20 protein-coding genes are annotated in these 22634 nt (G+C 66.3%); 16 read left to right on the top strand and 4 right to left on the bottom strand.

The features are described 5' to 3' along the window. Positions 1-23: 23 nt before the first annotated feature. From KIT25_25160 to KIT25_25150, 3 genes are read right to left on the bottom strand one after another with little or no spacing between them, the layout of a single operon-like run. Positions 24-611 (bottom strand): TetR/AcrR family transcriptional regulator, encoded by a 588-nt coding sequence (locus tag KIT25_25160; GenBank protein UYN95255.1) that lies wholly within the window; start codon positions 609-611, stop codon positions 24-26. Then, positions 608-1405 (bottom strand): pyrroline-5-carboxylate reductase, encoded by a 798-nt coding sequence (locus tag KIT25_25155; GenBank protein UYN95254.1) that lies wholly within the window; start codon positions 1403-1405, stop codon positions 608-610. Before KIT25_25155 ends, KIT25_25160 begins: the two co-directional genes overlap by 4 nt. 1 nt (position 1406) lies before the next feature. After that, positions 1407-2141, bottom strand: coding sequence for an enoyl-CoA hydratase/isomerase family protein (locus tag KIT25_25150; protein ID UYN95253.1), 735 nt, complete (start codon positions 2139-2141; stop codon positions 1407-1409). 79 nt (positions 2142-2220) lie between these two features. On the opposite strand from KIT25_25150, the gene KIT25_25145 reads away from it, so the two are divergent. From KIT25_25145 to KIT25_25075, 15 genes are all read left to right on the top strand, one after another. Continuing rightward, positions 2221-2478: an accessory factor UbiK family protein gene (locus KIT25_25145; GenBank protein ID UYN95252.1), complete on the top strand. Its 258-nt coding sequence runs from the start codon at positions 2221-2223 to the stop codon at positions 2476-2478. A gap of 3 nt (positions 2479-2481) precedes the next feature. Continuing rightward, positions 2482-4485 carry a hydantoinase/oxoprolinase family protein gene (locus tag KIT25_25140; GenBank protein ID UYN95251.1) on the top strand — a complete coding sequence of 668 codons (2004 nt, stop codon included), beginning with the start codon at positions 2482-2484 and terminating at the stop codon, positions 4483-4485. Continuing rightward, on the top strand, positions 4482-6155 hold the full coding sequence (locus KIT25_25135) for a hydantoinase B/oxoprolinase family protein (GenBank protein UYN95250.1): 1674 nt from the start codon (positions 4482-4484) through the stop codon (positions 6153-6155). Before KIT25_25140 ends, KIT25_25135 begins: the two co-directional genes overlap by 4 nt. A gap of 336 nt (positions 6156-6491) precedes the next feature. Beyond that, positions 6492-7001: a YbjN domain-containing protein gene (locus KIT25_25130; GenBank protein UYN98061.1), complete on the top strand. Its 510-nt coding sequence runs from the start codon at positions 6492-6494 to the stop codon at positions 6999-7001. A gap of 173 nt (positions 7002-7174) precedes the next feature. Further along, positions 7175-7981, top strand: coding sequence for a prolipoprotein diacylglyceryl transferase (lgt, locus tag KIT25_25125; GenBank protein ID UYN95249.1), 807 nt, complete (start codon positions 7175-7177; stop codon positions 7979-7981). Positions 7982-8049: 68 nt separating this feature from the next. Beyond that, positions 8050-9051, top strand: a complete 1002-nt coding sequence (locus tag KIT25_25120) for an SAM-dependent methyltransferase (GenBank protein UYN98060.1) — start codon at positions 8050-8052, stop codon at positions 9049-9051. Continuing rightward, positions 9048-9815 (top strand): peptidoglycan editing factor PgeF, encoded by a 768-nt coding sequence (pgeF, locus tag KIT25_25115; GenBank protein ID UYN95248.1) that lies wholly within the window; start codon positions 9048-9050, stop codon positions 9813-9815. The genes KIT25_25120 and pgeF overlap by 4 nt, the downstream gene beginning before the upstream one ends. A gap of 54 nt (positions 9816-9869) precedes the next feature. After that, positions 9870-10838 (top strand): hypothetical protein, encoded by a 969-nt coding sequence (locus KIT25_25110; GenBank protein UYN95247.1) that lies wholly within the window; start codon positions 9870-9872, stop codon positions 10836-10838. 112 nt (positions 10839-10950) lie between these two features. Then, entirely contained in the window at positions 10951-12543 is a 1593-nt protein-coding gene (locus KIT25_25105) for an ABC transporter substrate-binding protein (GenBank protein UYN95246.1), read from the top strand. Positions 12544-12616: 73 nt separating this feature from the next. Beyond that, positions 12617-14197: an ABC transporter substrate-binding protein gene (locus KIT25_25100; protein UYN95245.1), complete on the top strand. Its 1581-nt coding sequence runs from the start codon at positions 12617-12619 to the stop codon at positions 14195-14197. 108 nt (positions 14198-14305) lie between these two features. Beyond that, positions 14306-15247, top strand: coding sequence for an ABC transporter permease (locus KIT25_25095; GenBank protein UYN95244.1), 942 nt, complete (start codon positions 14306-14308; stop codon positions 15245-15247). A gap of 5 nt (positions 15248-15252) precedes the next feature. Then, on the top strand, positions 15253-16182 hold the full coding sequence (locus KIT25_25090; GenBank protein UYN98059.1) for an ABC transporter permease: 930 nt from the start codon (positions 15253-15255) through the stop codon (positions 16180-16182). A gap of 109 nt (positions 16183-16291) precedes the next feature. Continuing rightward, positions 16292-17923, top strand: a complete 1632-nt coding sequence (locus KIT25_25085; GenBank protein ID UYN95243.1) for an ABC transporter ATP-binding protein — start codon at positions 16292-16294, stop codon at positions 17921-17923. Between the two features lie 130 nt (positions 17924-18053). After that, positions 18054-18269 (top strand): dodecin domain-containing protein, encoded by a 216-nt coding sequence (locus KIT25_25080; GenBank protein UYN95242.1) that lies wholly within the window; start codon positions 18054-18056, stop codon positions 18267-18269. A 68-nt stretch (positions 18270-18337) separates the two neighbouring features. Next, positions 18338-19945: an acyl-CoA dehydrogenase family protein gene (locus KIT25_25075; GenBank protein ID UYN95241.1), complete on the top strand. Its 1608-nt coding sequence runs from the start codon at positions 18338-18340 to the stop codon at positions 19943-19945. Between the two features lie 43 nt (positions 19946-19988). Here KIT25_25075 and KIT25_25070 read toward each other — a convergent pair whose 3' ends face one another. Next, the gene (locus KIT25_25070) at positions 19989-21326 is read right to left on the bottom strand and encodes an MATE family efflux transporter (protein ID UYN95240.1); all 1338 of its coding nucleotides are present in this window, start codon (positions 21324-21326) and stop codon (positions 19989-19991) included. Positions 21327-21982: 656 nt separating this feature from the next. Here KIT25_25070 and KIT25_25065 point away from each other — a divergent pair. Further along, positions 21983-22615 (top strand): LysE family translocator, encoded by a 633-nt coding sequence (locus tag KIT25_25065; protein UYN95239.1) that lies wholly within the window; start codon positions 21983-21985, stop codon positions 22613-22615. Positions 22616-22634 lie beyond the last annotated feature (19 nt).

Raw genomic sequence — 22634 nt, 5'->3', positions numbered from 1 at the left:
AATTTTGTGCGTCGCACAATGAGCTACGCCACGCTGCGATATATCGCATATTTTTCAATAAGTTGGACCCACCTTTCGGCGTCCTTCAAACGCCGATCCAGGGCCGCCATGGTCTTCGAAAGATCGACCGAGTCATCGTTCTCGAACGTCCGGCCGACCGCCAAATGGATGACGAGCAATCCCTTTTGCCGCAGCGCACCCATCGCCCCGTCACTGGGGATGCCGGCAGCCTCGATCATGGCGGACATGGATTTGCGCAGGACCGGAAGCAGGGCCGCGGCAAACAGAGGATCGCGCGCCGCCGCTCGCCACAGCGACCCCAGGACGGCGCGGTGCGACTTCAGCGCGTCGTAGCGGCGCATCATGGTGTCGAACAGACGATCGCGTGCCGTCTCCTCCGGGTCGACCGCGGAGGGAGTGCCGGCGAGCACCTGCGCATCGATGCGCGCCATGAAGGCCGCCAACAGAGAGACCTTGTTGGGGTGATTGCCATAGAGTTCCGCAAGCCCCAGCCCGCTTTCGCGCGCGACGTCGCGGAGCGTTACCTCGGCGAAGCCCTTCGACGCGACGAGGGCGAGGAAGGCATCGACCGGATCCTTCCCTGCACTCATCCGGCGAGCTCTCTGGATCGGCGTGACGCCGCGGCCAGCGCCTTGTCGAACGTCGGCTGGATCCCGTCGGCGGCCATCAGCACCTTCAGGGCCTCGGCCGTCGTGCCGCCCGGACTGGTGACGTTGACGCGCAACTGCGACGCCGGCTCGCTCGACTGCCGGAGCAGCTCGCCGCTGCCAGCGACCGTGGCACGCGCGAGCTGCATGGCCATGTCGGGCGCGAGCCCGAGCTTGGCGCCGGCCGCCGCCATCGCCTCGACGAGCAGGAAGACATAGGCCGGGCCGCTGCCCGACAGGGCCGTCACCGGGTCCATCAGCGTCTCGTCGTCGACCCACACCACTTGTCCGACCGCCTCCAGCAATTCGTGGCAGCGCTTCTTCTCGGCGGCAGCGACGCCCGGGGCGGCCGTCGCCACGGTGATGCCCTGGCGTACAGCCGCCGGCGTGTTGGGCATCGACCGCACGACCTTGGCGGCCGCGCCGAGATGGCTGGCGAAATACCGCAGTGTCTTGCCGGCGGCGATCGACAGGAACACCGAGCCCGTCTCGGCGAAACGCCTGAGATCGGGCAGCACCGCGTCCATGGTCTGTGGCTTGACCGCCAGAATCACGGTCTGCGGCGCGTCGCCGACCTCGGAGGTCGAAGCGACCACACGCAACCCGGATTGCCTCGGCCGGATCGCCTCGACAGGCTCGGCGACGACCACGTCGGCCACGGCGAGACCGCGCGCCAGCCAGCCTTCCAGCATGGCGCCGCCCATCTTGCCGCATCCGACCAGCAGCAGCTTGGTCATGTCATCGTCCCTTGAAGCGCGCCGGCCGCTTCTCGCGGAAGGCCGCGGCGCCCTCCTTGCGGTCGTCGCTGTTGGCAATGGTCTCGAGCTTGAAACGCTCGGGCACGAAGACCTCGGCCGGGCCGCGCGGCAGCGTCTGGTTGGCGAAATCGCGCAGGGTGCGGATGACGAGCGGCGCGGAGTCGGCGATCACCTTGGCCATGCGGCGCGCCTCCCTGCGCTCCTCGCCAAGCGGCACGACCTTGTTGACGAAGCCGACGTCGTAGGCGCGCATCACCGAAATCTCCTCGCCGAGCAACAGCAGTTCCATGGCGACCTTGTGTGGCATGCGCGAGACGATGCCCGGCATCAGCCCGCCGAACACGCCGACCTTGGCCTCGGGATACATGAACCTCGTGGTGTCGGCCGACACCATGAGGTCGCAGGTCATCACCATGCAGATGGCGCCGCCGATCACCCATCCCTGGGTCACGCCGATGACCGGCTTGCTGAGCTCGTGGCTGACATGGGGCACTGCCTTCCACATCGCGGCTGGCGGCTCCTTCAGATCGGCGCCCACGCAGAAGGCGGGGCCGTCGGCCTGCAACACGGCGACCTTGTCCGGGCCCGATTCGAACGCCTTGTAGGCCTCCCACAGGGCATCGCACAGCGCCTGATTCAGGGCGTTGCGCTTGTCGGCGCGCGTCATGGTGATGGTCGTGATTCCTTCGCTCGATTCGACTTTGACCAGGCTCACGGGGGTCCTCCGGTGGTTCTCGCGCGTTCTTGCTGGGAGGTTATCAGCCGACCATACTCGCCGCATCAGGAGTCACGTCATGCAGACCCGCAATCCCTTCATCGACGACCTCACCAAGATGGCCAACGGCGCCATGGGCGCACTGAGCGGCGTGAAGGACGAAGTCGAGGCCCGTGTCCGCGACCAGATCGCCAGGATCCTCGACGGCATGGACATTCCCCGCCGTGACGAGTTCGAGGCGGTGAAGGCCATGGCCGCCAAGGCGCGCGAGGAGAACGAGGAACTGAAGAAGCAGATCGCCGAGCTGCAGGCCCGGCTCATGAACACGGGGCCGTAGCCCGTGCGCGTCGGCGTCGAGGTCGGCGGCACCTTCACGGACCTCGTCGCCGTCGAGGGCGGCCGCGTCGTCGTCACCAAGGTGCCGAGCACGCCGCGTAGCCCCGATATCGGCGCCTTCGCGGCGCTCACCGACTCCGGCATCGATCTTTCCCGCATCGAGGACCTGGGTCACGGCTCGACCGTCGCGACCAACGCGGTGCTGGAGCGCAAGGGCGCGACCGTCGCGTTCGTGGCGACACGGGGATTCCGCGACTTGCTGTTCATGCAGCGGCACGACCGGCGCAACATCTACGACTTGTTCTATGCCAAGCCGGCGCCGCCGGTGCGCCGCAAGGATTGCTTCGAGGTGGTCGAACGCCTGCGCGCCGACGGCTCGATCGAGACGCCGCTCGACGAGACCGAGGCGAAGGCGTCGTTGCTCCCCAGGCTGAAGGACGGCGGTTATCGCGCCGTCGCGGTCTGCCTGCTCAACGCCTACGCCAATCCCGCGCACGAGCGGCTTCTCGCCAGGCTGATCACCGAAGCGCTGCCCGGCGTGCTCGTGACCTGCAGCCATCAGGTAGCGCGCGAGTTCCGCGAGTTCGAACGCGCTTCGACCACGCTGCTCTCGGCCTACGTCCAGCCGGTGATCGACGGCTACCTTCATCGCTTCGAAGGCAAGCTCGCCGAGGCGGGCTTCAAGGGCCGCTTCACCGTGATGCAGAGCAATGGCGGGCGCCTGCCCGCGGAGGCAATGCGCCAGAGCGCCATCACCGCGCTCTACTCCGGACCGGCCGCCGGCGTCGTCGGCGCGACGCGGCAGGCGGCCCGCTCGGGCTTCAAGGACCTGATCACCTTCGACATGGGCGGCACCTCGACCGACGTCTGCCTGGTGCAGGATGGCCGGCCGTCGCTCGCCTCGGAGAGCGAGATCGATGGCCTTCCGATCCGCACGCCGGTGCTCGACATCGTGTCGGTCGGCGCGGGCGGCGGCTCGATCGCCTGGGTCGACGACGGTGGCATGCTGCGTGTCGGTCCGCAAAGCGCCGGTGCAGATCCCGGTCCGGCCTGCTACGGCCGGGGCGGCACGGAGCCCGCCATCACCGATGCGCACATCGTGATCGGCACGATCCGCCCCGGTGCGTTCCTCGGCGGCAAGATGAAGCTCGATGGCGAGGCCGCACACAGGGTTTTCGAGCCGATCGCCCGGCGCTTCGGTCTTTCGGTCGAACAGGCAGCATCCTCGGCCCTGCAGCTCGCCGACGCCAACATCGTGCGCGCCATCCAGCTCGTCTCCACCGAGCGCGGCCGCGATCCGCGCGACTACGCGCTGGTGCCGTTCGGCGGCGCAGGCCCGCTGCACGCCGCGCGCATCGCCGAGGAGCTCGGCATCTCGACCATCGTCGTGCCACCCAACGCCGGCGTGATCTCGGCCTACGGCCTCGTCGCCTCGGACTACACCAAGTTCGACGCCGTCACGCGCAAGATGAAGCTCGACGAGGCCGCGGCGAAGGAGGCATCGAAGCTGTTCAGCGAGATGCGCCAGCGGCTCGCCGGGCAGTTCGCCGAGATGAAGCTTCCCGGCGAGCTCGCCTACGCGCACACGCTCGACATGCGCTTCGTTGGCCAGGCCTTCGAGGTCGGTGTCGAGATTCCGGCCGAACGTCTCGCCTCGCTCGACGCCGGGTATCTCGCCGAGCTGTTTGCCGACGCCCATCACCGCACCTTCATGCACGGCGCCACGCTCGAGCGGCCCGTCGAGATCGTGACCCTGCGCGTCGGCGCCACCCTGCCCATTGGCGCCGCACCGCGCCTCGACCGCGACAGGAAAGCAGCCCGCGCGCCCGAGCGGACAAGGATCTTCCACGGTGACGGCTGGATCGACTGTGCGCGCCACGATGCAGAGGCCGACCAGGTCGCTGGCCCTTCCGTCATCGAGGGCTACACTGCCACCACGTGGGTACCGCCCGGCTGGACGGCCACGCTCGATGCAGCCGACAATCTGATCCTGCGGAGATCGTCATGAGCGTGTCCCTCAATCCGATCGACTATGCCGTCATCAGCCAGGCGCTGATCGCCGCGGCGCGCGAGATGGGCGTCAAGCTCATCCGCTCGGCCTACTCGACCATCCTGCGTGAGGCGCGCGACGGGTCGGCCGGCCTGATGGACCGCTTCGGCAACACCGTGGCGCAGGCGGAACTGATCCCGATGCAGCTCGGCCCGATCGGCGAGACGCTGCGCGCCTGCCTCAAGCGGCATCCGGTCGAGACGCTCGAGGAGGGCGACTTCCTGATCAACAACGACCCGTTCGAGGGCGGCCAGCACATCCCCGACGTCTTCATCTTCACACCCGTGTTCGTCGGTGGCAGGGTTGTTGGCTTCGGCGCCTCGGTGGCGCACCACCTCGATCTCGGCGGCGGCGCGCCGGGTCTCAACATCCACGCCTCCGACGTCTACCAGGAAGGTTTGCGCTTCCCGCCCAGCAAGTACAGTTTCGCGCACGACTGGAACGGCGGCAGCTTCGAGCGGCTGGTGACGGCCAACGTGCGGGTCCCCGACCTCACCATCGGCGACTTCAACGCGCAGTTCGCCGCCAACGCGATCGGAGTCTTGCGCGTGAAGCAGCTCTGCGAGCGCTACGGCGTCGACAAGGTCGAAGCGGCGATGAAGGAAATGCAGGATTATTCCGAGCGCCGCGTGCGCGCGGCGATCGCCCAGGCCCCCAAGGGCACCTTCCATGGCGAGGACGCGATCGACGACGACGGCCTCTCCGAGGATCCGCTGGTCATCAAGGCTACGGTGACGATCGCCGACGATTCGGTCGAGATCGACTTCGACGGCACCTGCCCGCAGGTCAAGCGCAACCTCAACTGCCCCTATTCGAGCACGCTGTCGGCCGCGCTTTCCTGCGTGAAATCGGTGCTGACCAGCCCGGACATTCCCTACAACGAGGGCATGGCGCGGCCGATCCGCATCAAGGTGCCGTACGGGTCACTGCTCAATCCGCGACCGCCGGCGCCGGTCCGGGCGCGCATGATCCCCGCCTATCGCGTGTTCAATGCGGTGATGAAGGCGATGGCACAGGCACTGCCCGACAAGGTGATCGCGACAGGCTTCGATTGCACGACGGCGTTCTGCCTCAGCCATCTCGGAGAGAGGGGCTACAGCGTCTATCTCGAGATCTTCGGCGGCGGCTATGGCGGCTCGAAGAACGCCGACGGATGCGATGCCGTCGACTCGCCGCTCAGCAATTGCTCGAACGCGCCTGTCGAATCGCTCGACATCGACTACGATTTCTTCCGCATCGTCGGCTACGAGCTGGCGCCTGATTCGTTCGGCCTCGGCGCACGCCGCGGCGGCGCGGGCTTCTGGCGGCGTTGCGAAATCCTGAAGGACGACGTCCAGCTCGCGATCTATTCCGACCGGTTCCGGCTGGCGCCCGAGGGCCTGTTCGGCGGCGAACCCGGCCAGCGCGGCTATTGCCGCGTCCACCGCGCTGCGACCGGAAAGGTCGAGGAACTGCGCAGCAAGGCCGCAGTCGACCTCGCGCGAGGCGACCTGGTCGAGATGTTCGTCGGCGGCGGCGCGGGCTTCGGCCGCGTCTCCGAGCGACCCGATACCCTGATCGAGCGCGACCTCGCCGATGGGCTGCTCACGCGCGATCCCAGAGTCGCTCGCCGGATGGCAGCGGAGTGAGCGATCTCCTCCGATGATCGTCGGGCAGGAGCCTGACGTCTTGGGCATGGTGATTGCCCAAAAATAAAGCGGCCCGCCTAAGATGCCCCCTCAAGGAGCATGCTGGCCCGATTCGTATCGCGGAATTCTGCGATTCGAATCTGAGCGCTGGGGATTAAATTTTTGGAATCGCTGACTCTTTCGGGGAATCCGGAGTGATTTCTTATTGCGCGGCGAGTCACCCTTATGGCAGGCTACAGCTTGTGGGTTGTTGGGTACCCACCACGATATATCGACCACCCGTCTCAAGATTGGCCCGCGAGGGGCCGCAAGGCGGAATGGTTGGGGAGTGGGTCGATGGCGTTATCGCGACACGAGCGGGCCAGACACAAAGCCGATTTGAACCCGCTCGAGATGATCGAAAAGGTCGTCTCCGCCAATGACTGGCCTTTCGATCGGACCTCCGAACGCGAAATCGCCGTCGAGGTGGCCGGCCGCTGGTGCGACTACCGCATGTTCTTCAGCTGGCGCGACGACGTCGAAGCGCTGCATTTCACCTGCGCCTTCGACGTCCGCATCCCAAACGAGCGCCACACCGACATCCACGGCTTGCTGGCCCTGATCAACGAAAAGCTGTGGCTCGGCCACTTCGACCTGTGGTCCGAGGAAGGCCTGCCGATGTTCCGGCATTCCATCCCCCTGCGTGGCACCGAAGGTCTCCGGCCCGAGCAACTCAACGATCTGGTCGAAGTGGCGATTTCGGAAAGCGAGCGCTTCTACCCGGCCTTCCAATATGTCGTATGGGCCGGCAAGTCGCCCATCGACGCGCTGACGGCCTCCATCCTCGAGACGGTGGGCGAAGCCTGAACGACCCGACGACACTGCGGCAAAGGACCATCCGACGCCCCCTCTCCTGAAAACAGAAGAATATCTGTAGTTGGATAGTCCTCCAGCGGCGCCGGTCCCCCCAGGGCCGGCGCCGCGACCATTTCGGGGACCATTTTGGGGTCACGATTGCCCCGCTATAACGGCGCCCGCTCATGACCCTCCTCGCCATTCCCTATCCCCAGATCGACCCCGTCCTGGTCCAGCTCGGACCGTTCGCGATCCGCTGGTATGCGCTCGCCTACATCGCCGGACTGGTGATCGGCTGGCAGATCATGCGGCGCGTCTGCGAGCAGCCGCCTAAAGTCCTGTCGCCCGCGCGCATCGACGATTTCCTGCTGTGGGCGGCGCTCGGCGTGATGTTGGGCGGGCGGCTGGGCTACGTGCTCTTCTACAAGCCGTCCTTCTATCTCGCGCATCCGCTCTCGATCCTCACGCTTTGGGAGGGCGGCATGTCCTTCCATGGCGGGCTGCTCGGCATGGTCGCGGCGATGCTGATCTTCGCGCACCGCAACGCCATATCGCCGTTCCTGCTGTCGGATCTGGTCTCCCTGGTGACGCCCATCGGCTTGTTCTTCGGCCGGCTCGCCAACTTCATCAACGGCGAGCTTTGGGGCCGCGTGAGCGATGTGTCATGGGCCATGGTCTTCCCGCACGGCGGTCCGTTGCCACGTCATCCCAGCCAGCTCTACCAAGCCTTCTTCGAGGGCCTTCTTCTGTTCATCGTGCTTCTGCTGGTATGGCGCCTCGGCAGTGCGCGGCGCCGGCCGGGTCTGCTCACGGGAACTTTCTGTGCCGGCTACGGCATCGCCCGCATCGCAGGCGAAATCTTCCGCGAGCCCGACGCCTTCCTCGGCTTCCTGTGGGGCCCGGTCACCATGGGCATGCTGCTGTCGCTCCCCATGGTGCTGTTCGGTGTCTGGCTGATCGCGCGGGCGATACGGCGTCCCGCCGTGCCGTGACCACCGAGCTCGGACGCCTGATCGCCCGACGCATCGCGCTGACGGGGCCCTTGCCGTTGTCGGAGTTCATGGCTGAGGCACTCGGCCATCCACGGCTCGGCTACTATCGTCGCGCGATGCCGGTCGGGGCGGACGGCGATTTCACGACGGCGCCGGAGATTTCCCAGATGTTCGGCGAACTGATGGGCGCCTGGCTCGCCGACCGCTGGCAGGCGATCGGCGGACCGCGCACCGTGCGCCTCATCGAACTCGGACCGGGGCGGGGCACGCTGATGGCCGACGCATTGCGCGCGACACGGGGCGTTCCGGGCTTCCATGCCGCCCTGTCGTTGCATCTGGTGGAGATCAACGACGCGCTGCGCGCGCTCCAAGGTCGCTCGCTCGCCGACTACGGACCGATCTGGCACGAGCGCTTCGACGACATTCCCCCTGGTCCATGCCTGATCGTCGCCAACGAGTTCTTCGACGCCCTGCCCGTGCGGCAATTTCATCGAGCCGCGCAGGGCTGGGTCGAGCGCATGGTCGGCCTTGGCGACGACGGCCAGGGCCTGCGCCTGGCCCTGGCACCGGGCCCGACACCTTTCGCCCGCTTCCTGCCGGATGCGCCGGTGGGAGCGGAGGCCGAGCTCTGCGAATCGGGTCTCGCCCTCGCCGCCGCGATCGGCAGGCGGGTCCGTGAACACGGCGGCTGGGCACTGATCGTCGATTACGGTCGACAAGAAGGCGCGCTCGGCACTTCGCTGCAAGCCGTGCGCCGCCATCGCCGGGCTGGCATTCTCGACCGGCCCGGCGAAACCGACCTCAGCGCCCAAGTCGATTTCGCAGCGCTCGCAGCGGCGTCGACGACACGCACCTTCGGCCCGGTCGGCCAAGGCGACTTCCTGCGCCGGCTCGGCATCGAGCATCGCGCGGCCATCCTGAAGGCTCGCTCAACCGACACCCAGCGCGCAGCAATCGACGGCGCACTGGCCCGCTTGATCGAACCCGATCAAATGGGCACTTTGTTTCGCGTACTGGCCATCGGCGACAACACCAGCGCCGCGCCGGCCGGCTTCTCGGATGTGGCATGATCCAGGTTTCGACGCTTGCCGGTCTTGACGGCGTGCAGCATCGCTTTTTCACCCGGCGCGGTGGCGTCAGCGAGGGCCTCTATTCCTCGCTCAATTGCGGCTACGGTTCCGGCGATCGGCCGGAGAATGTCCGTGAGAACCGCCGCCGGGCCGCCGCCGAGTTCGAAGTCGGCGAGACCGATCTTCTCACGCTGCACCAGATCCACTCGACCGATGTGCTGACCGTCGCGACCGATCGCTGGACATCGCCCGGCGCACCGAAGGCCGATGGCCTCGTGACCGACCGACCCGGCGTGGTGCTGGGTGTGCTTGCCGCGGACTGTGCGCCGGTGTTGCTCGCCGACACTCAGGCGGGCGTGATCGGAGCGGCACATGCCGGTTGGAAAGGCGCGCTCGGCGGCATCGTCGAGGCCACCGTTTCCGTCATGGAGCGGCTGGGTGCGCGGCGCGAACGCCTGCATGTCGCCATCGGCCCCTGCATCGGACGCGATTCGTACGAGGTCGGTCCGGAGTTCCCTGCCCCGTTCCTCGTGCAGGCCGATGCCAACGCTTCCTTCTTCCGGCCCGCGCCGCGTGCCGGCCATTTCCTGTTCGATCTCGCCGGATACCTGGTCCAACGCCTGAGGCTGGCCGGCGTGACCGCAGTCGCCACGGGGCACGACACGCTGTCGTCGCGCGATGATTTCTTCAGCTACCGCCGCAACACCCTGAAGGGTGTGCGCGACTACGGACGTGGCCTGTCGGCCATCGCGCTCGAGAGTTGACGTGCCCTATCTGGTGATCCTGGTTTTCTGCTGCATGCTGGGCGCGATCGCGACATGCGCCTTGCTGTAGTTGCCTTGCTGGCCTTCCTCGCCGGCGCCTGTGCACCGCCGCCGAAGCCGTTCGAACACGACGGATCGATCGCAACGGTCTATCGTCCCAAGCAGGACAAGGCGGACGTGGCGATCAGCACGCCGGCCAACATGCCGCCCGAACTGGCGGAGCGCGTGACGGCCGCTATCGCCATCGAGCTGCAGGCCTACGGCGTGGTGGCCGCGATCCAGCCGGCGACCGCGCCGCTCAAGATCGCCGGCGCCATGAACACGCGCGACGCCGCGAACGGACCCGGCATCGAAATCGAAATCGAGTGGTTCCTGTTCGGCGCGCGCGGCGTGCAAGGCCCGGCGGTGAGCAGGACCGTCGCCCAAACCCAGGACTACGCCGACGCGACCGACCGGCTGGTCTCACGCATCGCCCAGCAGGCCGCGCCGCGCCTTGCCACCTTGATGGGCCGGCCGCCGAACTTCACGCCGCGTTCGCCGGGCCAAGTCGCAGCCGGCATCACCGTGCCCGAGACAATCACGCCGCCGCCGGCGGCGGCCACCGCCCCGGCGCCGGCGAGCGCCGCCGCCGCGGTCGCGACGGCGGCTCCAGCACCGCAGCTGAAGGTGATGGTCGCGCCGGTATCGGGCGCGCCGTCCGACGGCAACCGTCAGCTTTTTTCCGGCATGCGCCGCGCCCTCGGCTCCAGCCGCATCGTGATCGCGGACAAACCTGCCTCGGATGTGTTCACGGTGGTCGGCAGCGTCAAGTTGACGCCGATCGACGAGCGCACCACCAAGCTCGATCTCAAATGGGTGCTCAAGGATCCGTCGGGCAAGGACATCGGCAGCGTCGACCAGTCCAATCCCGTGCCGACCGCTGCGGCGCGCGGATCGTGGGCCGGATTCGGCGATATTGTCGCCGCCGCCGCATCGGAAGGCATCCTCGAGCTTCTGGAGAAGGCGGTGGGCGGGGGTCGCTAGAGCTGCACCGCGCCTGAATCACCTTGTCAGAGGGGGGTAATTGGCTGCTAGTGTTCCCGACAGCGGCTCGGTTTTTGCAAAGCAGAGCGCGGGTAAAGGGAGACTCACATCCATGATCCAATTCAGGAAATCGGCAGCGGCCCTGGTGGCGGCCGCGAGCATGGCCGGATTGTTGGCAGCGGCACCCGCTCCAGCATCGGCGCAAACGCTCAAGGTGGTGATGCACTCGGATCTCAAGATTCTCGATCCGATCTGGACGACCGCCTATATCGTGCGCAATCACGGCTATCTCGTCTGGGACACGCTGTTCGCGATGGACGAGAAGTTCGAGGTCAAGCCCCAGATGGTCGACAAGTACGACGTCTCGGCCGACAAACTGACCTGGACCTTCACCCTGCGCGACGGCCTCGAATGGCATGACGGCAAGCCGGTCACCGCCGAGGACTGCGTCGCGTCGATCAAGCGCTGGGGCGCCAAGGACTCGATGGGCCAGAAGCTCATGGGCGTCGTGGCCAGCCTGACGGCCGTCGACGCCAAGACCTTCAAGATGGTGCTGAAGGAACCCTACGGCTTGGTGCTGCAATCGCTCGGCAAGCCGTCGTCGAACGTGCCGTTCATGATGCCGGCGCGTGTCGCCGCCACCGATCCGAACACCCAGATCAAGCCCGAGGACGTGATCGGCTCCGGTCCCTTCATCTTCAAGCGCGAGGAATGGAAGCCGGGCGAGAAGGTCGTCTACGTCAAGAACCCGAAGTACAAGCCACGCAGCGAACCGGCCAACGGCCTCGCAGGCGGCAAGGTCGTCAAGCTCGACCGCGTCGAATGGATCGCCATGCCCGACGTGCAGACTTCGATGAACGCCCTGCTGGCGGGCGAGATCGACATGATCGAATCGCCCGGCCACGACCTTCTGCCGACGCTGGCCAAGGACAAGAACGTCAAGCTGTTCCTCTCCAACCCGACCGGCAACCAGTACACGTTCCGCTACAACACGCTCCACAAGCCGTTCGACAACCCGAAGATCCGCTATGCCGCCGCCGTGGCCTTCGCGCAGGAGCCGTTCCTGCAGGCGACGGTCGGCGATAAGCAGTACTACAAGCCCTGCAAGGCGATGTTCATCTGCGGCACGCCGCTGGAGACCACCGCCGGCATGGACGAGGTGCTGAACGGCAATTCGGCCAAGGCAGCCCAGCTCCTCAAGGAGGCGGGCTACGACGGTACGCCGGTCGTGCTCATGCAGTCGACCGACCTGCAGGTGCTGACCAACCTCGCCCCGGTCGCCAAGGCACAGCTCGAGAAGGCCGGCTTCAAGGTCGACATGCAGTCGATGGACTGGCAGACGCTGGTGGCGCGCCGCGCCAAGAAGGATCTGCCGGACAAGGGCGGCTGGAACGCCTTCCTCACCTCGTGGGTGGCGGCCGACATCCTGAACCCGGTGATGGCCGGCTTCTTCAACTCGTCGTGCGACAAGGCGATGTTCGGCTGGCCGTGCGATCCGGAGATCGAGAAGCTGCGTGACCAGTTCGCCAAGGAGGGCGATCCGGCCAAGCAGAAGGCCATCGTCGAAGCAGTCCAGAAGCGCTGGACGCAGTACCCGACCCACGTCCATCTCGGGCAGTGGCTCGCGCCGATGGCGCTGAGCACGAAGCTCGACGGCAACATGGTCGCGCCGGTGACCGTGTTCTGGAACATCTCGAAGAAGTAGAAGAAGCGAGGCGGGAGGACGGGCTGGGGGCCCGTCCTCCCTCACTCTTTTCGATCACGCAGAGGGGGCTTAGATGAAGACGATGCGACGCACACTGGCGGCCATGGCCGCAGGCGCGATCCTGGCGACAGCGGCAAGTCCCGTACTGGCGCAGAGCAAGACCCTCAAGGTCGTGCAGCACGGCAACCTGACGATCCTCGATCCGATCTGGACGACGGCCTACGTCACGCGCAACCACGGCTACCTGATCTACGACACGCTGTTCGCGATGGACGAGCAGAACGCCGTCAAGCCGCAGATGGTGGAGAAGTACGAGGTCTCTCCCGACAAGACAGTGTGGACCTTCACGCTCCGCGACGGGCTGGAATGGCACGACGGCAAGCCGGTGACATCGGCCGATTGCATTGCCTCGCTGCAGCGCTGGGGCAAGCGCGACGCCATGGGCCTGAAGCTCATGGACTTCGTGAAGGAATTCAAGGCGGTCGATGCCAAGACCTTCCAGATGGTGCTGAAGGAGCCCTACGGTCTGGTGCTCGACACGCTCGGCAAACCGTCGTCCAACGTGCCGTTCATGATGCCCAAGGCGGTGGCGGAGACCGACGCCTTCAAGCAGATCGACAGCCAGATCGGCTCCGGCCCGTTCATCTACCAGAAGAACGAGTCCAAACCAGGCGAGCGGCACGTCTATCTCAAGAATCCCAAGTACAAACCGCGCGGCGAGGCGCCGTCCGGACTGGCCGGCGGCAAGGTCGCGAAGGTCGACCGCGTCGAGATCGTGGAAATGCCCGACGTCCAGCAGCAGGTGAACGCCATCATCGCCGGCGAAGTCGACATCGTCGAGGCGCCGCCGCACGACCTGCTGCCGGTCCTGAAGAACGACAAGAACGTCGTGCTCGACGACTGGAACCCGCTCGGACACGTCTTCATTATCCGCTTCAATCACACGGTGAAGCCGTTCGACAATCCCAAGATCCGCCTGGCCGCCCTCTATGCCATCAACCAGGAGGACTACCTCAAGGCCACGATCGGCGATGCGGCCTACTACAAGGTCTGCGGCGCCGCCTTCATCTGCGGCACGCCGAATGCCACCGACAAGGGCTCGGAAATCCTGATCAAGTCGAACTTCGACAAGTCGAAGGAGCTGCTGAAGGAGGCGGGCTACGACGGCACGCCGATCGTGCTCATGCAATCGACGACGCTGCCGGTGCTGACCAACACCGCACCGGTCACCAAGTCGCTGCTCGAGAAGGGTGGCTTCAAGGTCGACATGCAGTCGATGGACTGGCAAACGCTGGTGACCCGTCGCACCAAGAAGGACCCGCCCAACGCCGGCGGCTGGAACGTCTTCCACACCTACTCGGTCTCGGCCGACGCGCTGAATCCGATCTCCAATTCCTACTTCGTCGCCGCCGGCGACAAGTCGTGGTTCGGTTGGCCGAACGACCCGGAGATGGAGAAGCTGCGCGACACCTACGCCAAGGAAACCGACCCGGCCAAGGCCAAGGCGCTGGCCGAGGCCATTCAACTGCGTGCACTCGAGAACGGGCAGTTCGGCTGGATCGGCCAGTGGTATGGCCCCGGCGCGCGCCGCAGCAACGTCACCGGCTGGCTCAAGGCGCCGATCCCGGTGTTCTGGAACATCGAGAAGAAGTGACGGCAGAGCCGCGCCTGGCGGCCATGCCGTCATCCTGAGCGAAGCGAAGGATCTTTCGGGATCCGCCAAGGACCTCTCGCTTCGCTCGGGGTGACAGATAGAGGAACAATGCTCGATTTCATTGCACGTCGCCTGGTCTCCATCGTCCCCGTGCTGGCGGTGGTGGCCGTTTTCGTCTTTCTCATGCTGCGGTTGACTCCCGGCGATCCGGCTGCAGTGATCGCCGGCGACAACGCCACTTCCGAGCAGATCGACGACATCCGAACGAAGCTCGGCCTCGACGAGCCGATTTGGCACCAGTTCTCGATATGGATCGGCAACGTCCTGCAGGGCAATTTCGGCGAGAGCTTCTTTTTCAAGAAGACCGTGGCCGAACTGATCGCCCAGCGCGTCGAACCGACCCTGGCGCTCGCCATCTGCACCCTGATCCTGGCAGTGAGCACCGCTGTGCCGCTCGGCGTGCTGGCTGCCTACCGGCACGGATCGCTCCTCGACCGCTTCGTCATGGGCTTTTCGGTGCTGGGCTTCTCCGTGCCGGTGTACGTGATCGGCTACTGCCTGATCTACGTCTTCGCCATCGAGCTCGGCTGGCTGCCGGTACAGGGCTACATACGCATCGGCGTCGATTTCTGGGGCTTCCTCGAGCGCATGGTGCTGCCCTCGATCACGCTTGCGGTGGTCTACATCGCCCTGGTCGCCCGCATCACCCGCGCCTCCGTGCTCGAGGTGCTGAACGAGGACTACATCCGCACCGCCCGCGCCAAGGGACTGAGCAATCGTGTGGTGCTGATGCGGCACGCCCTGCGCAATGCCGCCGTGCCGATCCTTACCGTGATCGGCATCGGCATTGCCCTGCTGATCGGCGGCGCGGTCGTGACGGAGAGCGTCTACGGCCTGCCCGGGCTCGGCCGCCTCACCGTCGAGGCCGTACTGAGCCGCGACTTTCCGACCATCCAGACCGTCATCCTTCTCTTCTCGGTGGTCTACGTGCTGATCAACCTCCTGATCGACATCGGCTACACCATTTTCGACCCGAGGATCCGCTATTGAGCGCGATAACCCCTGAAGACGTCGTCGACTCCGCGTCGATCGCAGCGGCCTCGACCAAGCGCAAGCCGCTGTGGCAGCTTGCCGCCCGCAACCCTGCCGTCATCTTCGGCGGCGTCATCCTGATCTTCATGACGGTGATAGCCATCCTGGCGCCGTTCCTCGGCACCGTCGATCCGACGCGCATCGATCCGGCGGCCCGCAACAAGAAGCCGGGCACCGAGATCACCATGCGGCTGGACGACGGCAAGGAAATCAAGCGTACGGCCATCATGGGCACCGACAGCCTCGGCCGCGACGTCTACAGCCGCGTCATTTACGGCACGCGGGTCTCGCTGGCGATCGGCCTCGCTGTGGCCGTCATTTCCGTAGCCATCGGCCTCGTGGTCGGGCTGATCTCGGGCTACGTGCGATGGCTCGATGGCATCATCATGCGCATCATGGATGGGCTGATGGCGATACCGGGCATATTGCTCGCCATCGCCCTGGTGTCGATCTGGCGGGCCGGCCTGATCACCGTGATCTTCGCCATCGTCGTGCCCGACGTGCCGCGCGTGGTACGACTCGTGCGTTCCGTCGTGTTGACGGTGCGCGAGGAACCCTATGTCGAGGGCGCGATTTCGGTCGGCACACCGACCTGGATCCTGATGTTCCGCCACATCCTGCCCAACACCGTGGCGCCGCTGATCGTGCAGGGCACCTTCATTGCCGCGGCGGCGATCCTCGCCGAAGCGATCCTGAGCTTCCTCGGCATCGGCATCCCGCCCGAGATCCCGAGCTGGGGCAACATCATGGCCGAGGGCCGCACGCTGTTCCGCGTGTTCCCTCACAACATCCTCTATCCCGCCATCTTCCTCGCCTTCACGGTGCTGGCGATCAACATCATGGGCGACGGTCTGCGCGACACGCTCGATCCGAAGATGAGCAAGAAGGTATGATGCGGAGCGTCACACCCCGAACGGAGCGAAGCAAGAAAGTGCCTGCGATCGAAGAAGGGCCTCTCGACTGCGCAAGGCGCGCAGCGCTTGGGGCGACGGTGGTGGAGTAATGTCCGAAGCGAAGAAGCCGGTCCTCGAAGTCCGCGACCTCACGGTCGACCTGCCACCCGGCGCCGACCGCCCCCATGCCGTCGAGAAGGTGAGCTTCACCGTCAATCCAGGTGAGATCGTCTGCCTCGTGGGCGAATCCGGCTCGGGCAAGTCGGTCATCGCCTTCACCATCATGGGATTGCTCGCCAAGGCGCTGAGGCCGAGCTCGGGCGAGATCCTGCTGGAGGGCGAGAACGTGCTCGCGGCGAGCGAGGAGCGGTTGCGCGACCTGCGCTGCACTCGCATGTCCATGATCTTCCAGGAGCCGATGACAGCGCTCAACCCGGTCATGACCTGCGGCCAACAGATCGACGAGGTGCTGGAGACACACACCAAGCTCGATCCGGCGGCGCGCAAGGCCAAGATCATCTCCATCCTGACGCGCGTGAAGCTGCCCGAGCCGGAGCGCATCTATGCGTCCTATCCGCACCAGCTCTCGGGCGGCCAGCGCCAGCGCATCATGATCGCGATGGCGCTTGTGCTCGACCCGGTGCTGCTGATCGCCGACGAGCCGACCACGGCACTCGACGTCACCACCCAGGCCGAGATCCTGAAGCTTGTCGCCGAATTGCAGGAGAGCCAGGGCACGGGCGTGCTGTTCATCACCCACGATTTCGGCGTCGTCGCCGAGATCGCCCATCGAGTGGCGGTGCTGCGTTGGGGCCAGCTCGTCGAAATGGGGCCGACCGAGCAAATCCTGGCACGCCCACAGCAGGGCTATACCAAGATGCTGATCTCGTCCGTGCCCTCCATCCACCCGGTGCATCGCGGCGTACGCAAGGCTGGCGAAACGGTCCTGCGCACCGAGAAGCTGGGCAAGACCTACACCGGCCACGGCTTCTTCCAGAAGGCGCGTGTCGTGAAGGCCGCGGTCGACGTCGACCTCGACATCCGCAAGGGCGAGACGCTCGGCATCGTCGGCGAATCGGGCTCCGGCAAGTCGACGGTAGCGCGCTGCATCGCCCGCCTGATCGACCCGACCGAAGGCAAGGTGTTCCTGGGCGACACGGAGATCGCCACGCTTTCGCCGGGACGGCTGCGCCCGCATCGACGTCGCGTGCAGATCGTGTTCCAGGACCCGTATCGTTCGCTCAATCCGCGCATCACCATCGGCGATTCGATCATCGAAGGACCTATGAACTTCGGCCTCAGCAGGGATCAGGCGCTTTCGCGTGCGCGCAAGCTGATGGAGACCGTGCGGCTCGATCCCAACTCGCTTGACCGCTATCCGCACCAGTTCTCGGGGGGCCAGCGCCAGCGCATCTGCATCGCCCGAGCGCTGGCCATGGAACCCGAGCTGCTGATCGCCGACGAGGCGGTGTCGGCGCTCGACGTGTCGGTGCAGAAGCAGGTGCTGGAGCTGCTCGACGAGATTCGCCAGCGTCTCAACCTCGCCGTCCTGTTCATCACGCACGATTTGCGTGTCGCCGCCCAGATCTGCGACTTCGTCGCCGTCATGAGCCAGGGCCGGGTTGTCGAATACGGAGCCGCCGAGGATGTCTTCGAGCGGCCCAAGCACGACTACACGAAGTCGCTGTTCGCCGCCGCCCCCGGCCGGAACTGGGAATTCGGCAAGTTCGAAGCGGCGTGATTAGGGGCGCCGCAAGGACCGTGATAGGCTTCCTCGTACGATAAGGAAAAGGCCCGCAAGGCAGCCGCTGCCGCGCCTCCCCCCGACCCGGCACCGGCCAAACCGCAGAACCGTGTCCAGGGAGGCTCACATGGCGGAGAGCGTCTACAAAGTGATTGAGTTGGTCGGCACCAGCAGCGAATCGTGGGAAAAGGCCGCCAAGGCGGCGGTGGATCGAGCGGCGAAGTCGCTGCGCGATCTCAGGGTCGCCGAAGTCGTCGAGCAGGACCTGGTGATCGAAAAAGGCAAGGTCTCGGCCTATCGCACCAAGCTGAAGCTGTCGTTCAAGTACGAAGGCGGCGGCTGAGCGGCCTCCTCGGGACGGGGTGAGGGAGTCGCCTCCCCAGCGAAGCCGGGGAGGAGTAGTCTCCACTCATGCCGGCCTTCCTCGAGGACGCCTCTTTCAACCAGTCGCCTTCGTTCGGCGATGTCGACTTGTTCGCCGCCGACCGGCCGCTCGCCGATGCCGCGGCGCGTTACGGTCTCGATCTTGAGGCGCTGTCGGCCTGCGGCCGCGATTATGGCGCGGCCGAGACGCTCGACCTTGGCCGCGTCGCCAACGAGGTCCTGCCTAGGCTCAGGACCACGGACGGCAAGGGCGACCGCATCGACTTCGTCGAGTTCCATCCCGCCTATCACGCCATGATGCAGAAGAGCATCGGCTGGGGCATCCACTGCTCGGCGCACGACGACAGCGAGCCGGCCGGACCGATGACGGCGCGCGCCATACGTCTCTATCTCGCGACCCAGGCCGAGAGCGGCCATCTCTGCCCGGTCACCATGACTCACGCTTGCGTCGGCGTGTTGCGCTCCGAACCTGACCTGCTTGCCAAGTGGCAGAAACGGCTCAACTCGCGCACCTACGATCCGGCGCCCAAGCCATGGTGGGAGAAGAAGGCCGTGACGCTCGGCATGGGCATGACCGAGCGCCAAGGCGGCACCGACGTGCGCGCCAACATCACCGAGGCGAAGAAGGTCGGCGATCATGTCGAGATCAGCGGCCACAAATGGTTCATGTCGGCGCCGATGTGCGACGCCTTCCTGGTGCTGGCCCAGGGCGAGGGCGGCCTCACCTGCTATCTGATGCCGCGCTATCGGCCGGACGGCGGCCAGAACGCGATCCGATTCCAGCGGCTCAAGGACAAGCTCGGCAACAAGTCGAATGCCTCGTCCGAGGTCGAGTTTCACGCCGCCTATGCCGAGCGCGTCGGCGCCGAGGGCGCGGGCGTGCGCACCATCATCGAGATGGTGAACCTGACGCGTATGGATTGCGCCTTCGCGTCGGCCGGCCAGATGCGCATCGCCTTGAGCCAGGCCATCCATCACATCCGCCACCGCTCGGTGTTCCAGCGGCGCCTCAGCGACCAGCCCGCCATGCGCGCCGTCGTCGCCGATCTCGCGCTCGAGCTCGAGGCGCAGGTGGCGCTGGTGATGCGGCTCGCCCATGCCGCGGACAGGAAGGACAGTGCCTACACCCGCCTGCTCACGCCGGCGGTTAAGTTCCTGGTGTGCAAGAGCGCGCCCGCCGTGATCTACGAGGCGCTCGAGTGCCTGGGCGGCAATGGCTACACCGAGGACCTCCCGATGGCGCGCTATTTCCGCGAATCGCCGCTCAACGCGATCTGGGAGGGCTCGGGCAACGTCATGGCGCTCGACGTGCTGCGCGCCGCCGGCCGCCAGCCCGACGAGGCGATGGCCACGGTGTCGGCCCTCGCCAAGACTGCCTCGGCCGCCTGTGACGTGCGGCCGCTCGTCGACACTCTCGGCCGGCTCCTGCGCTCGAGCGAAGCCGAACGCCGCGCCCGCTTCCTGTGCGAGGGCCTGGCCAGGATCGCCGCCCTGGCGGCACTGGTCGAGGCGAAGTCCGAGTTCGCCCAGCTCTACGGCGACACGCGGCTCAGCGGCGCCAAGTTCGCTCAGTTTGGGACGACGGACCTTGGCGCCGCCGAGGTCGCACTGATGGACCGGGCGCTGGCGACCTGATCCATCTCCTCCTCAGCGAAGCTGGGGGGGGAAACACGGTGCTTCAGCGCGCCCGCCATGGCCGCAGGAGCAGCGCGCCGCCCATCACGCCGCCGTACGCCACGACACCGGCGCCGATCGCCCAAAAGACGCCGTCCAGACCCAACCCCAGGACTTCGATCGCGAGCCATCCGCCGCCACTCGCCACGGCGAACCGCGCACTGATCGCCAGCATGGGCACCTTCATGCGGCCCGCGCCCTGGCTCGCGAAGTGCAGCGAGAGACCGAGTCCATAGAGGAACAGGAACGGCGCCACGCGCGTCAGGTAGGCGATCGAGGCGGCGACCACGTCGGCGTCGCTGGAAAAAAGGCGCGACCAGCTCCCCGCCAACAGGGCGATGGCAACGCCGACGGTGCCGATCGCAGCAGCGGCGATCAGGCTGCCGATCCACGCCACGCGCACGGCGCGCGCCCAGGCGCCGGCGCCGGCGGCAATGCCGATCAATGTCGTCATGCCGGTGCCGATGCCGTAGGCGATCGCACCCATCATGTTCTCCAGGCGCGCGCAGATGCTCATGGCCGCGAGCGCCGCCGTCGCGAACGGGCCGACGAGACCGGTCAGCACGATGGCGTTGAGGTTGCCGAGCAACGTCGCCACCGAGGCCGCAAGGCCGACTCCCAGGATCTCGCCGAACAGGCGGCGCTGAAACCCGACGCCGGCCAGCCCGGGCGTGAAGCCGAGCACTCCGCCCCACAGGGCCCGCAGCTGGAGCACCAGACAGAGGCTGGACGAAGTGAGACCCGCGATGGCGACGCCCATGAGGCCGAGCCCCGGCCACTGCCCCACGCCCAGCGTGAGCACGAAGGCGAGCGGCAAATAGACCAGCGTGCCCGCGAAGCCGATGCGCGCCGGCAGGGCCGCATTGCCGCCGCCACGCAGGACAGCCGACAGGAAATTGACACCCCACACCAGAACGACGCCGCTGAACCAGACGTCGCTGAAGTCACGGACGAGACGGAGCACGCTCCCCTCGCCGCCCAGCAGGCGATAGAGCTGAGGCGCCACGGTCCAGGCGAACAGCGTGCAGGCGGCGCCGAATCCCGCGGCAAGCACGACCGTGTGCAGGACTAGGGCACGCGCATCGTCCAGCCGGCCACTCCCCAGCGCGCGCGCCATCGCCGCGGCGACGGCGCCACCCAAGCCGCCCGAGGAGACGTTCATCACGAACACGATGAGAGGATAGGCGATGGCGAAAGCCGCCAGCGCTTCCCTGCCAAGCCGCGCGACCAGCCAGACCTCTGCCAGGACGACGAGGATCTGCACCACCATGAAGGCCGTGGTGGGACCTGCCAGCGTGAGCAGGCTTCGCCCGATGGGCGTCGTGAGCAAGGGGTGGGACAAGACGGACTCCGAAGGATCGACATGGGGCGGCAGCGCCCCAAAGCGGCGGTTAGAAGCGGTTGGCCGCTAAAGTCGATCCATGAAGAGGAGCCTCCAGAAGCGGCGCGACTATAGACGAGGATGCGCTGTGGGAATATCCCAACCGCCGCACAAGCGTGCTCGCGGCTGCCTGAACCATCCGTTGCTTGTGCCATCGGTATCCTTGGCCATTGGTCGCGAGTTCCATCGACCAAAGTAGGTGGATCCGGACGCGAGCGGTAAGATGCCGGCATGATCAAACCTGCCGAACAGCTTCGGATGCGGGGCGTGGGCACATGGCCTGTCGTCCTGATCCGCAGGCGAAGGACCTACCAGCACGACCAGCGGCTCTGCGGCTGGCGCGAGATCCTTCCCGTCGACTTCCCTCAGGGCAGGCGTTGCGCTCAGGATGACAAGTTGGGCCAGGGAGTTGGCGCAGTTCGCGCTACCCTGCTACCCCCTGCCATGGGCGTTCGAGGACTCTCTGCGCCGAGCCGTGCGCCGGGCGCGGGGCTCGACTATGCGATAATCCGAAAATCCCCCTCGCAGTGTCCTGCGGAAAGTCCACCTCCCATTTTTCCCATTATTTTAATGACCGCGGTTCAGCTTCCCTGAATCTCTGGTGATAGAGTCAGCCCATGCTCGATCTTTCTACCCTCGCCCTGTTCGCCGTCGCCTGCCTGGCGCTCACCGCAACGCCCGGACCCGACATGCTGCTGATCGCCTCGCGCAGCGCCAGCCAGGGCAGGGCGGCCGGTTGGGCCACGCTTGCCGGCATCCAAGTCGGCACCTATTGCCATGCCCTGGCGGCCGCACTCGGCCTGTCGCAACTCTTCCTCGTCGTGCCAGTCGCCTACGACATCGTGCGCTATGCCGGTGCCGCCTATCTTCTCTACCTGGCCTGGAGGGCCTTTCGCTCCGACGGCACGCCGCTGTCGCCGACGACCGGCCTGTCGCGACTGCCGGTCGGAACCGTGTTTCTGCAGGGCCTCCTGACCAACATCCTCAACCCCAAGATGGCGTTGTTCGTGTTGGCGCTCTTCCCGCAGTTCGTCGATCCGGCCGCCGGGTCGATCGTCCTGCAGATGATGGTGCTGGCGACCGTGATCAACCTGTTCGGCATCGTGGTGAACGGCGGCGTCATCCTGATGGCGAGCCGCCTCGGACGCCTGTTCGCCGGACACGGTCGCCTGCGGCGGTTGCCGCAGATGGTGCTGGGGACGGTGTTCGCCGGCCTGGCGTTGCGGCTTGCCTTCGACAGCAAGCGCTGAGGCACGCTACAGTTACCGA

Source organism: Enhydrobacter sp. (genome assembly GCA_025808875.1).
Classification (GTDB): Bacteria; Pseudomonadota; Alphaproteobacteria; order Reyranellales; family Reyranellaceae; genus Reyranella.
This window is presented reverse-complemented; position numbering and strand designations above follow the sequence as displayed.